The sequence below is a fragment of the Verrucomicrobiia bacterium genome, assembly GCA_035946615.1.
Taxonomy (GTDB): Bacteria; Verrucomicrobiota; Verrucomicrobiia; order Limisphaerales; family UBA8199; genus DASYZB01.
Genome location: DASYZB010000065.1, coordinates 13,954 through 26,415, shown reverse-complemented (window position 1 = coordinate 26,415; position 12,462 = coordinate 13,954). Strand labels below are relative to the sequence as shown.

8 protein-coding genes and 1 pseudogene are annotated in these 12,462 nt (G+C 57.4%); 7 read left to right on the top strand and 2 right to left on the bottom strand.

What is annotated here, in order from left to right; translation table 11 throughout:
• The first annotated feature begins 196 nt into the window (after positions 1 to 196).
• Positions 197 to 1,252 (top strand): annotated as a pseudogene (locus VG146_10145) (TIM barrel protein).
• A 324-nt stretch (positions 1,253 to 1,576) separates the two neighbouring features.
• Complete coding sequence (locus VG146_10140; GenBank protein ID HEV2392708.1) at positions 1,577 to 1,873, top strand: type II toxin-antitoxin system RelB/DinJ family antitoxin; 297 nt, start codon at positions 1,577 to 1,579, stop codon at positions 1,871 to 1,873.
• A gap of 67 nt (positions 1,874 to 1,940) precedes the next feature.
• Here VG146_10140 and VG146_10135 read toward each other — a convergent pair whose 3' ends face one another.
• Complete coding sequence (locus tag VG146_10135) at positions 1,941 to 3,998, bottom strand: PHP domain-containing protein (GenBank protein ID HEV2392707.1); 2,058 nt, start codon at positions 3,996 to 3,998, stop codon at positions 1,941 to 1,943.
• 897 nt (positions 3,999 to 4,895) lie between these two features.
• Here VG146_10135 and VG146_10130 point away from each other — a divergent pair.
• The 5 genes from VG146_10130 (at position 4,896) to VG146_10110 (ending at position 11,971) form a co-directional block, all read left to right on the top strand.
• Positions 4,896 to 6,629 carry an FG-GAP-like repeat-containing protein gene (locus tag VG146_10130; protein HEV2392706.1) on the top strand — a complete coding sequence of 578 codons (1,734 nt, stop codon included), beginning with the start codon at positions 4,896 to 4,898 and terminating at the stop codon, positions 6,627 to 6,629.
• 246 nt (positions 6,630 to 6,875) lie between these two features.
• On the top strand, positions 6,876 to 8,429 hold the full coding sequence (locus VG146_10125; protein HEV2392705.1) for a hypothetical protein: 1,554 nt from the start codon (positions 6,876 to 6,878) through the stop codon (positions 8,427 to 8,429).
• 129 nt (positions 8,430 to 8,558) lie between these two features.
• Positions 8,559 to 10,361 carry an ATP-binding protein gene (locus tag VG146_10120; protein ID HEV2392704.1) on the top strand — a complete coding sequence of 601 codons (1,803 nt, stop codon included), beginning with the start codon at positions 8,559 to 8,561 and terminating at the stop codon, positions 10,359 to 10,361.
• Entirely contained in the window at positions 10,354 to 11,019 is a 666-nt protein-coding gene (locus VG146_10115) for a response regulator transcription factor (protein ID HEV2392703.1), read from the top strand. Before VG146_10120 ends, VG146_10115 begins: the two co-directional genes overlap by 8 nt.
• Positions 11,020 to 11,194: 175 nt before the next feature.
• Entirely contained in the window at positions 11,195 to 11,971 is a 777-nt protein-coding gene (locus VG146_10110; GenBank protein HEV2392702.1) for a beta-ketoacyl-ACP reductase, read from the top strand.
• Here VG146_10110 and VG146_10105 read toward each other — a convergent pair.
• Positions 11,903 to 12,418 carry a response regulator gene (locus tag VG146_10105; protein HEV2392701.1) on the bottom strand — a complete coding sequence of 172 codons (516 nt, stop codon included), beginning with the start codon at positions 12,416 to 12,418 and terminating at the stop codon, positions 11,903 to 11,905. The two genes, VG146_10110 and VG146_10105, sit on opposite strands and share 69 nt — an antisense overlap.
• Positions 12,419 to 12,462: the final 44 nt, after the last annotated feature.

The window sequence follows — 12,462 nt, the reverse complement described above, 5'->3', positions numbered from 1 at the left end:
CTGGCGACCACGGCAGCGCACTTCGCACCTACTCGGATGCCAGTTGAAATGGGGTGGAACCCTGTTCCAAATGTTAGGCCCCAAAACGCCAGAGGACTGGACGCACTCCACGACGCTTCGCGCCGCGGCCCCGTACAATTTTCAGTTTGCCCGGCGCCGAGCGGGTTTGTAGCTTCCTCACGAGATTTCCGAGTTTATGAGCGCCCAACAACAAAACACCTTCCCTAAAATTCATAATGCGATGTGGCCTGGGCTGGTTGGAAAGGGCAGTCCAGGGGCTGAACCCTGCATTGATTTGGATACGATGCTTGATCTCACCGCGAGCGCACAGGTGAATGGGGCCAAATTCGATGGGGTGGACCTATTCCTGTTTGATCCGCACATCAGCATCGACATCGATGATGATGGGCTGAAGCGTGTTGCGGACAAGGTGCAGTCCAGAGGATTTGTTGTGGGCTCGATCGTGGCCCCGGTATGGGCGCCCACCGGAGGCGGTTCGGCGATGGGCAGCGAAGAGGAACGGCGGCGTTTTGTCGGGCAGGTGCGCAAGGCCTGCCGCATCGGGCAAAGGCTGCGTGAACTGGGAGCGCGGCCTTATGGCGTGGTGCGGCTCGATTCAGCCTGCGGCGTCGAGGACTGGGCCAAAGACCCTGCCACGCACCAGGAACGGATTGCAGAAACATTTAAAGAGGCCTGCAATGTCGCCGAGCAATCCGGCGAGCGCCTCGCCGCCGAAGGCGAGATTTGCTGGGGCGGGATGCACAGTTGGCGAAAGATGGTCGATTTGCTCGAGCGGGTGAATCGGCCCCAGACCCTGGGTTTTCAAGCCGACATGGCCCATACGCTCCTTTATATCTTGGGTTATAATGCGCCCGAGGACGCGATTTTGCCTGCGGATTGGGATTGGTCCATCGCCAGCCGCCTGGATGCCGCCCTCCGGACACTCACCGATGCCCTTCGTCCGTGGACGATTGATTTTCACGTTGCCCAGAATGACGGAACGGTGAAAGGGTCCGGCACACATGACAAGACGGGCCATCATTGTCTGCCCACTGATCCCAACGGAAAGCTGACGATCGCGCGCCATGCTGGATACTGGCTTCGGGGACCCGACGGTCAGGCCACCAAGGCCTTCCGCCACATTTGCTGGGACGGGTGCATGTTCCCTAACGCCGTCATGAGCCAGCCAGAGACTTGGAACAGCATTCTGCGGGCGATGATTGCGGTGCGGGACGCGCATGGCTGGCACGAGGAGGCTGAGGCGCCGCAAGCCACTGCGCCGGAATCGCTCGAACTGCGCATAACAAGGATTCGCAAGCCGCCTGCCCGGAAAAAGCCCAAAAAAGCCCCGGTGAAGAAGCGTCCGGCCAGGAAAAAGGTGGCCAAGGTGTCCAAAAAACGGATTATGAAACCAAAACGGATTAAGAAACGTGTGAGGGCAAAAGCAGCTCTGAAAACCAGGTCACGCAAGCCAAAGCCGCGGCGGAAGGGCCGGCGCTAAGCCGCTCGCAATATTTGATTGAGATTAGCAATGCGAACTCCTCGCCCTTGGCGGATTGGTTGACAAGGCGCAAGAGTGAGGACAATCGAGGCATTACTGAGCAAGCTTTATCGAATTGATCGGGAACTGGTCAAGAAAGCCGAACAGGTAGGCACGGAGATCGGCCTGTCATCATCGCAAATGATCTCTTTGTTTTTCGCACAAATGGTCAAACTTCGTGCACTCCCGATTCGGCCATCGGAGTTTCCGGTTTTGGAAGAATATGGGGCTACGCTTGCCGATGCCGAGGTCGCCGAAGACAAGGCGCTGGCGGAAATCCAAGCCGCGCGTAAAGCCGGAAAGGTTTTTGAGTTTAAAGGCAAGCTTGCTTGATTCGCTCGACATCAATCCCAGGCTGGCGCGCGGTGCGGGCAAGCTCGGACCAGAGATCACGGCCCCTTCAATGCCCCTCTGCCTTCAGCGCCAGTTCGGGCGTGGGCGCCGGAATCGTCGAGAGAGCTTCCAGCCTGATAACTTCCTTTTGGGCCGGGATTTTTTTCGCGCGAGGCGCGTGGGCCAAGGCGGGAACTGAAGGTCCCACCGGTTCGTCGCGATACAGGGTTATCGAGATGCGCTCGTTGAGGCGGATGCATCGCTTGATGGCCTCGGCTTCTTTCTCGCAATGCAACAGGGTTTTCCAGGAGTAGATGTGTTTGGGCTTATGAAAGTCGCTATTGGCCAGGAACGGCAGCCGCTTGAGGCTCACGGGGGTGAACAGGTTATTGCGATTGGCGATTTCCCATGCATCAATTAACGGCGCGAACCGGTCCTGGTTCTCCCAGAGATAAAGCGTGTCTTTCGTCCATTCGGACTTCATCACATGCGGGTGCGAGGCAACGGCCAGCCCGCCCTGGGCGTGAATGGCTTCAACGGTTTCGGGCAAATCCAGCCGGGGACTGATCGGCGTTTTGAGGTCAATCCCCAGCAGATGGGCTGAGGACCGCTTTGTCGGCCCATCCTTGTTGAATTCAAGACCGGTCAGCACCAGCATCCAGTAACGGCGCCAGGCGCGCTTGGCTTCGCGGGCGATGACCTCGAAATATTCTTCGATCTGATCATAGCTCAAGGTGAATGGGGTTAACCTGGACAGCTTCCCAATGAGCCGGCGCGGGTCGGTCCAATGGTCGGTGATACAGATGCAGTCAAACCCGCGCGAGCCGTAGAAATCCACCACCTCAGGGACCGTGAGCTTGCCGTCGGAGTAATTGGTATGGATGTGGAAATCGCATAGCAAGGCGCGGTGGTTCGAGGGGTCCGTCCTGCACGGCTGAAGGAGGGGCGCGCTTTGCTTCGTGCCGTTGGGCGCAGCGGTATAGGCCTCGGGCCGCCCGCTGCAATGGTTGGCCAGCTCGCATTCATCGAGCACCAGCCGGGCAATGCGCAGCGAAGCGTCGGGGCGGCCATGTTGTTCCAACCGCGCGCGCCATTCACGCCATAAAGCGCCATTATCGGCAAAGGCGCGCTCGACGGCGCGGGCGACTTCCTTGTTCTTATCGGCAACGATTCCGACACCGAGTTGCTCGACTAACCGGGCGTTGCCCTCTTCCTGTCCTGGAATCACCTGGTTGATAATCAGCGGGCAGCGCGCGGCCAGGGCTTCCTGAACGGCCGCGCCGCCGGCTTTGCCGACAATTAGATGGCTGCGCATCATCAGCTCCGGCATCTGGTTGGTCCAGCCCAGCAAGTGGAGCCGCGCGCCGTAGCGCCGGGCGCGTTTGGCGAGCTTTTCCTTCAGCTCGGCGTGCCGGCCTACCGTGATGGTCAAATCGATATTGGGCAGCTCGAGCAATCGATCGATGCTCTTGCCGAGTTTCTTTTTGCCCGTGTTAATCACGTACAGCACTCGATAACCCAAACCCGCCCGCGGGGCCGGCGGCGGGTCGGCTACGGGTCCGGCAAAACGGGGGCTAACCGGAAAGCCCAGCGGCTGCATTCTTTCCTCCGGGACGCCGGCGCGGGCGAGGACCTTGGCGGTTTCTGTATCACAGACAACATAACGGTCACTGGGCGAACGGTACCAAACCGAATTGATGGAACGTGCGTCAGTGATAACGGTCACGAGACGGAAAGGCTTTTCGCAATGGTCGCGAAACAAAGTATTAATCAAACCGGGATAGGTCGGGTAGGTGCAGACCACGCAATCGGGTTGAGTGGCTTGAAGCAGCTCAGCCAGGGAGGCGAGCACGCGGCCCATTCCGTGGTGGCTGTCCGTCAGCCAGGGAGTGCGGTCCACCAGCTTGAAAATTCCGGCCCACAAAGCCGGGGCGTAACGCACGGCGCCCAGATAGGCCTTGCGCGCCAGATGATTGAGGCGTTTATAGCTGCGCTCATAAACATCAGCGACGGTCACTTCTGCCTCCGGACAGACCTGCTCCAAGGCATCGCGCAAGCTCGATGCGGCGGCGTCGTGGCCGTCGCCAAAACCAGCAGTCAGTATTAGAACATTTCTCGCGACCATGCAAAAGTTTAACTTCTGCGGGTTACGCTTGGATGGCAAAGCGGTGACACTTGGGCGACGTTTACCCCATGCACTGGGGATAATTACTGCTAACCGTTCCAAGGTGCGTCCTAAAAAAGCCGCGCTAAACGAGGTCCAGGGAACCCTCGCCGCGAGCTGGAAGAAGCCTTAAATAGATCTCAAGTCAGGCCGTTTGCACTGCCATTGGCCGAGAAGGCCGACCTGCGACTGAGCCCCCGCGTTGGGTTCCAACCTTTGGCTGAGTGATGAAGGATTCATCATGAACGGGCCGCGGACGCGCGGCTGCTCCCAAAATGGCAAGAAGGATAACAACGGAGAGACAAAGCCAGGAAACAATTACGATTGCCATACCTTTAAGAAAGCACAAACTGTGCCTTGGCCTCTGGCCGAACGCACAAACGAGCGTTTTCTCTGGGAGTTTCCGCGGGGGTAATGACAAAGTCGAAGCAACAAGCCGCCATTCCTGAGCGATCTATGCTCGTTTTACTCAGCAGTTTTGTGGTGAAACGAGACACTCTTTGTCCCAATTCGGGACCGCTTTGAACTCGGGCTTCTGGGGACTGAGTTGGAAAAGGAGCTGATTCTATTTCTTGATTAAACCTTTGTCTGGGGAGTCGGCGGCAGACCGTCCTCTCTGAATGTTTGCGAGACAGGTTGTCCTATATCGGAAGGGGTCCTAACAATGGTTGGATTAGAGGCCAAACGAGCCTGTTTGGCTTGCCCAAGACGGAGGTTCTCGAAATCGGTTATAACCATCTACTCACCAGCATCTTCGACATGTCGGATCGGGCATTTCTCTGCTCTTCCGCCGGACAGCGAGGAGTTCCTGGAGGGCTCAGAATTGTTGGCAGCACTTATGCATTAGCGCGGTTTAATATGCGATTTTCGGCAGTTTTGGGCTCAGCCAGAGCCAGGGTTTATCTTGTTTTCACCCTGGTGCTGGCGGGGGCGGCTTTGGCGGCATCGACTGCATACGGAAACAGTGTGTCACTGGCGTGGGACCCCACAACCGACCCGACCGTCGTAGGCTACAACGTCTATTCCGGTGTTACATCAAGAGCGTACACCAATGTTACTCCCGCTGGGTTGGCCACTTCTTTGACTCTTTCCAATCTCGCCCCTGGCGCAACTTATTATTTTGCGGCGACGACATTCACCGCCACCGGCTTGGAAAGCGATTATTCCGTCGAGGCCTCTTACACCGTGCCGGGCGGAGCAACCAACCAGCCGCCGACCTTGGACCCGCTCAATAACGTCTCCCTCAACGAGAACGGCCCGTCACAAATAATCAACCTGACGGGCATTACCTCTGGCTCGACCAATCAGACCCAAACCCTCACCGTGAGCGCCTTCTCGAGCAATCCGGGTCTGGTCCCAAATCCCGCCGTCAATTACACCAGTCCTAACACGACCGGCACGCTCACCTTCACCCCAGCCTCCAACTCCTATGGCTCGGTCGTGATCACGGTCATGGTCGATAACGGCGGGTCAGTTAGTAACACAGTTATCCGCACGTTCACGGTGACCATTAACTCGATCAATAATCCACCCACCATCGATCCGTTGGCGAACCTCGTTCTCAATGAAAATGCCAGCCTTCAAATAGTCAACCTCTCTGGCATCTCTTCAGGTGACACCAATTCAAATCAGTCGCTTGTTGTGACGGCGGTTTCCAGTAACCCCGGCCTCATACCCGCCCCTGCCGTCAATTTTACCAGTCCTAACCCGACAGGCACGCTGACCTTCACTCCCGCCGCCAACGCTTTTGGGTCAGCCACCATTACCGTCACTGTCAATGACGGCCAACCGGCCAACAACACAGCCACCACCTCGTTTGGCGTCACCGTCAACCAAACCTCTACAAATAGTGCTCCGGCGACCTGGACGTTGTGGTGGCAACAGAGCAGCGGGACATTAGGGCAATGGACAATGAAAAGCAGCACACGCCTCAGCGCCAGCCTGCTGCAACCCGCAAATATCGGTACCCAATGGAAGATCGTTGGCAGTGGCCATTTCGGCGGCACCGGCAACGAAGACATCATTCTGCAAAATACCAGTGGCCAGTTGGCGGCCTGGTTCATGAATGGTCCGACCAATACGCGCGGGGTCTATTTGTCTCCTCAATTGCAGCCAGGCTGGAATGTGATGGCAACGGGGGATTTGAACGGGGATGGACAAAAGGATTTGCTGCTCGAGCATACAAATGGCTGGGTCGGGGTTTGGTTCATGAACGGCACAAACTGCGTTCAAACGGCCTACCTGAATCCGTCGCAGGTCGATCCGAGTTGGCGTTTGACGGGCATAGCAGATTTAAACGCCGACGGTCAAATGGACATTCTCTGGGAAAAGAATGACGGCTCGCTGAATGTTTGGTTTATGAACGGCACAAACCGGACTCAAACAGCGTGGTTGAATCCCCCAAAGGTGGACCCCAGTTGGAAAATGAGGGGAACGGTGGACCTCAATGGCGATGGCCAAGTTGCCATTCTATGGCAGCAGGATAGCGGGCTGCTGGGTTACTGGCAGATGACGGGGACCAATCGGCTCCGAAGTGGTCTGCTCAGTCCGGGCAACGTGGGGACTGCCTGGAGAATCGTCGGCCCTCGGTGACCGGGTCTCCGTTCGGGACAATATGTCCTAAACCATTTCAGGACGGGACACCACTTGCCCTCGGATGATCATCTCTGACAATAATAGGGAAGCTCATCGAACTCTCTCATGAGTTTAATTCCCCTGCTTTTTTGCCGGTTTTCCTCGCGTAAAAAGGACATCCAACCGGTTTGGTAGCTAACCTAATGAACATGCCGGAGCCTTCCTGTCGGGTTGGCAATGGTTATGCATTGCAAAGAGGGCACTATGAGATTTGCAGGAGTTTTGGGCCGGATGAGCAAGGCGGTCCAGCGTACGTGTTTTATTGCCGGCCTCGCATTCTTTGCACCTTCTCTTTGCATCGCCAGCAATGTGACCCTGGCCTGGGATGCGACAACCGATGCAACAGTAGTCGGGTATAATGTCTATTCAGGCACTGCTTCGCGTGTTTACACGAATCTGACGCCCGCGGGCTTGGCGACCTCGCTTACCCTCTCCAACCTGGCCCCTGGGGCCACTTATTATTTTGCGGCAACGACCTTCACGGCCACTGGGCTGGAAAGCGATTATTCGGTTGAGGCCTCCTACACGGTTCCTAATGGGGCTTCCAATCTGCCACCAACTCTGGACCCAATTGCTGATATGAGCATTCCTGAGAATGCTCCAATGCAAATCGTCAACCTCACCGGGATTACTTCCGGCTCGAGCAATGAGGTCCAAACCCTTTCCGTGAGCGCCTTCTCCAGCAACCCCGGACTGGTTCCAAATCCCACCGTCAATTACACGAGCCCCAACACAAACGGCACAATCTCCTTTACCCCCGCTGCAAACTCCTATGGCTCGGTGCTCATGACAGTCATGGTTGATGACGGGGCAACCGTCAGCAATACGACCATCCGCTCGTTCAATGTCACTGTCATCGCGCCTCCCGCGCCGCCCCCGCCCGTTACAAATGCTGTCATAGCGCCCTACACCTCTTTCGTATTCCCAATCAATCCGCCTTTTACCAACGGAGACAAGTTTTCCTACAGTCTTGGTTCAGGAGCACCCGCCGGCGCAAAAATTACCACCAAAAAGGGAGTTTCGCGACTGGTTTGGACCCCCACCAGCGCTCAAGCCTCGACAACAAACCTCATCCAAATCGTCCTGAGCGATACCACCACGGTTTCGTTAAGCACGAACGAAACGGTGCAGGTTATTGTGCTGGATTACCTGGCGGTCGGCGCCGGCTCGACTGTGCTCAAAGCCGGGCAGAGCGGTGTGGCGCCTCTTTGGCTGTCGTGCAGCGACGGCGCCACCAACCTGATGTTTGCGATGGATTGGGATACCAATCGTTTCCTCAATCCGTCCCTGTTTATTGCTGTGCCGGGAATCTCCTCAAGCTCGGTCCAGACCCAACCAACCAATCTCGTCCTCTCGTTCCAAACCGTTTCGGGAAACTCCTTAATCGGCTCGAATGTTGTCGCGCAATTGAGATTTCAGAGCGCCTCCAATCAGAGTTCCGCCATCATTAGCTTGCCGATTCGGAATCTCAATGCGTTGAAGCCAAACGGCGCAAGCTATGCCAACTATTTCTCTCAGGCTGGCCAGGTAGTGGTTGTGGCTGGTCAACCGATTCTCCAGGCAGTGGCAAACGCAAGTCCGCGCACCCTGACCGTGTTTGGCAACCCGGGAGTCAGCTATCAACTTCAGTTTTGCACCAACTCCATTGGGCTGGCCAATTGGAACCCGCTTTTAACTTATGCTCAAACCAATCTGGTCCAAAGCCTCCTTCCGGGCGGGACTAATCCGCTGATCTTTTATCGTCTCCTCCAGCAGTAGTATCAGCAATCCGGTGGGCCGGCAGAACCTTTTATCAATAACAATAGCAGGCCAGACAAGCGGGCCGCCTTTCGGGGCTCGTTTGAAAAGCCTGTTTATCGCGGGCATGTTTGTGGTAAGCTATCTGCAATGAGAGCCCCTTGGCATTTTATGATTCGGGTCTTCTCCGGCTTGAGGTTCCGGCTATTCTTGCTGGTGTTGCTGACCTGCGCGCCGCTTGTGGCATTGACTTTGCACACGGCGGGCGAAGAGCGCCGGCGCGCTTTGGAAAACTGGCGGCAGCGCTCACAAAGAATGCTCCAAATCTCTCAGCAGGAGGAGCAGGCAGCCGTCGCGGCCGGACGCCAATTGCTCCTGGCCATCTCGGAATCTTCTCCCGTCCATTCGCTCGATCCGGGGAAGGCGGCGGAATACTTGAGCGATTTGTTGAAGACCTATCCGCGCTATTCCAATTTGGGGATCATCAGCACCAATGGGACTCTTCTGGCCAGCGCCCGGCCTGTTTTAAACCGGGACCAGACCGCGCCTCAACTCTTTAGAAAGGTCCTCGAGACCCGCACGTTTGCTTTGGGGGCTCTTTCCTCTGATGCTGAGAGGAATCCGGCTGTCGTCGCTTTCGGTTACCCGATTCTGGACGATTCGGACAGAATGCTGGCAGTCCTGTATGCCGATTTGGATTTGAGAAAGTCTGGGCCCCGCACCCAACTGCGGGGGCAATTGCCGCCTCAGGCGAGCTGGACACAAATCGACCGGCGCGGCACGATCCTCGCCCGCTTTCCGGCGCCCGAACAATGGGTAGGCCGCCAAATGACAGATCGGTCGCTGGTGGACAGCGCTTTTGTTCACCCCGGCCAAGTCGTGCAGCGAACCCAGGCCGGCGTGCCGATGGTGTATGCCTTTAGAGCGGCGCCAAGTCATTTAGCTTCTGGCGACGAAGGGACCATTCTGGCCATTCCACAACGGGCAATCTTCGCGCGCGCGGACCTCCTGCTGCAACGGAATCTGACCTGGCTCGGAATCGCGGCCTGCGTCGCTATCGCCTTGGGCTGGATTGGCAGTCAATTGCTCATCTTGCATCCTGTACATGCGCTAGTGCGCACCAGCGCGCGGCTGGCCGCAGGCGATCTGGGCGCGCGAACCGGACTGGCTCATGGCCATGACGAATTGGGCCAACTGACCTTCGCTTTCGATAAGATGGCCGGGGCTTTGGAGCATCGCGAGCGCGAGCGCGAACGAGCGAATCGCAAACTCCAAGCCCTCTCTCAGCGTTTGGTTGAGGTCCAGGAGAGCGAGCGGCGCCATATTGCGCGCGAGCTGCACGACGAAATCGGCCAGAGCCTCACCGTGGCTGAGATGAACTTGCAGGCGGCCCTCCAAACCTCGAGCCGCGCCGCGCTCGACCGCCGGCTTCAGGAGGGCATTCGGGCCGTTGAACGGGTCCTCGAACAGGTGCATGATCTCTCGCTCAACTTGCGCCCCTCAATTCTGGATGATTTGGGCCTTGCTCCTGCCTTGCGCTGGTACACCCAGCGTCAAGCCGCCCTCACCGGCATGAAGGCGGAATTCTGCGCCGAGGCCCTCGATGAACGGTTCAACCCGGTTGTCGAAACGGAATGTTTCCGCGTCGCCCAGGAGGCCCTGACGAACGTGGTGCGCCATGCCCAGGCCCATGCAGTCAAAGTGGAACTGACCCGCCTGAACGGTCATCTGCACCTCTCGGTGCGTGATGATGGGGTTGGGTTTGATGTCCATGCTTCTCGCGGCGAGGCCGTGCAGGGGGCAAGCCTGGGGCTCTTGAGCATGGAGGAGCGCGCCTCCCTGGCTGGGGGCGGCCTGGAATTCAATTCCTCTCCGGGCCGTGGCACCGAGGTCCATGCCTGGTTCCCGCTGGAGTCGCAGGGCCTCAAAACAACCTCTGAATTCGATGAATGATACCGCCAAACGCCTTCGGGTCATGCTCGCCGACGATCATCCGATTGTCCGGGCGGGCATTCGCGCCGAACTCGAGAAACTGCCTCAGGTCGAAATCGTCGCCGAGGCCAGCGATGGCCGTGAAGCCCTTGAACTGCTCCAGGCACGGCAACCCGATATCGTTTTCATGGACATCTCGATGCGGGGCCTCAACGGCTTGGAAACCACTGCCCGTATTACCAAAGAATTTCCCAAAACCCGTGTCATTATTCTTTCGATGCACCAGAACGAAGAGTACTTCTGGCAAGCCCTCAAAGCCGGCGCCGCAGGGTACCTGCTCAAGAAAGCGGCCACCGCCGAACTGGGCGCCGCTCTCGATCGGGTAGCGGGAGGAGAAATCTACCTCACCCGGGAAATCTCCAGCCGCCTGCTGAAAAAACTCCCGCTCCAGCAAATAGCTCATCAAAAAAGCCCCCTCGAAAAGCTCACCGACCGGCAGCGAGAGATTCTCCAACTTATCGCCGAGGGCCAGACGACTAAGGCCATCGCCCTCATCCTCAAGGTGAGTCCCAAAACCGTCGAGTACCACCGGGCTAAACTTATGGAACGTTTGAATATCTACGATATCCCCGGCCTGGTCCGGTTCGCGCTGCAAACCGGGCTGATCTCACAGGAATAATCAACATTAGACTTTGGAATGCCTGGGGCGATTACCTACCTAGCCATTAGCCCCTCCTTTCTGCTCTAGTAACAAGGTAACTAGGGAACAAGGGGCTTGCGCCTTCCGGACTGGGGAAGTGGTCCTGGAGCTGGCTGGCGCGCGGCAAACAGTCAAAACGCGGAAGGAAGCAACAATGAACAATTCCAACAACAATCATTCGAGCAAAGAACTGGAGAACAAAGTGTGCCTGGTGACCGGAGGGAGCCGGGGCATCGGGAGAGCGACGGTGATGGCCATGGCCGAGGCGGGTGCGGATGTGGCGTTCACGTTTCAGGCTTCCAAAGAGCAGGCTGAGGCGCTGGCCAACAGCATCATGGCTGAGAAAGGGGTGCGTTGCCGGTGTTATCAGGCCAATGTTGCCAACTCCGAGGAGATGCAGAATGTCATTCAACAGGTGCTCCGTGATTTGGGGCCTATCGCCATCCTGGTCAATAATGCCGGCATCACTCGCGACAAGTCTTTCCTGAAAATGACCCGCGCCATGTGGGATGAGGTCATGCGCGTCAACCTCGATGGTGTCTTTTACACCACGCAACTGGTCGCCCAAGACATGGTCGGCGCCGGCTGGGGCCGCATCATCAACATCTCCTCAATCGTCGGCCAGACTGGCAACTTCGGTCAGGCCAACTACGCGGCTACCAAAGGGGCCATCATTTCCCTTACAGAAAGTCTTGCCCGAGAACTCGCCCGCAAGGGGATAACGGTCAATGCCGTCGCCCCGGGCTTTATCGAGACGGATATGGTCAACGGGATGCCTGAGGCGGCTGTCAACCAGGTTAAGGCCATGACCCCTATGGGGCGGCTGGGCAAACCGGAGGAGATCGCCGACGCTGTCGTCTTTCTAGCCAGCCACAGGGCCAGTTACGTCACCGGCCAAGTGCTGGGAGTCAACGGCGGCATGTACATGTGAGGCCTGCTCCGCGGCGCGGTTCCACTCGGCCCAGTACCTGTGGAAACAACCGATGAGCTGGTCCAGGCCCTCCGACGTGGGCGGCTTCACCAGAAACGAACTCGCGCCTAGGCCATACGCGCGCTCGATGTCGCTTGGCTCCTGGGAGGCGCTGAAGATAATGACTGGCACCAGACGCAACTTCGGCTGGCGGTTGAGCCATTTGAGCAGATCGAACCCATTCAGGCGCGGCATCTTCAAATCCAGCAACAGCAGGTCCGGAGCGCGTCTGGCCCCCGCTTGGCCCGTCCCGTTCAAATAATCCACCGCCTCCTGCCCGTCCTGAACAAAATCGAGCTGGGGCCTCAGGGCGGCCCTGGAGAAGGCATACTGCAAGAGGAAGGCGTCATTGGGATCATCCTCGGCGACCAGGATTTTTAATGTTTTTTTGTCTGATTCTCGCTCCATCAGATTTTAGGTGTCTTTAGACCATTTTTCCTGCCCCGGTTCAA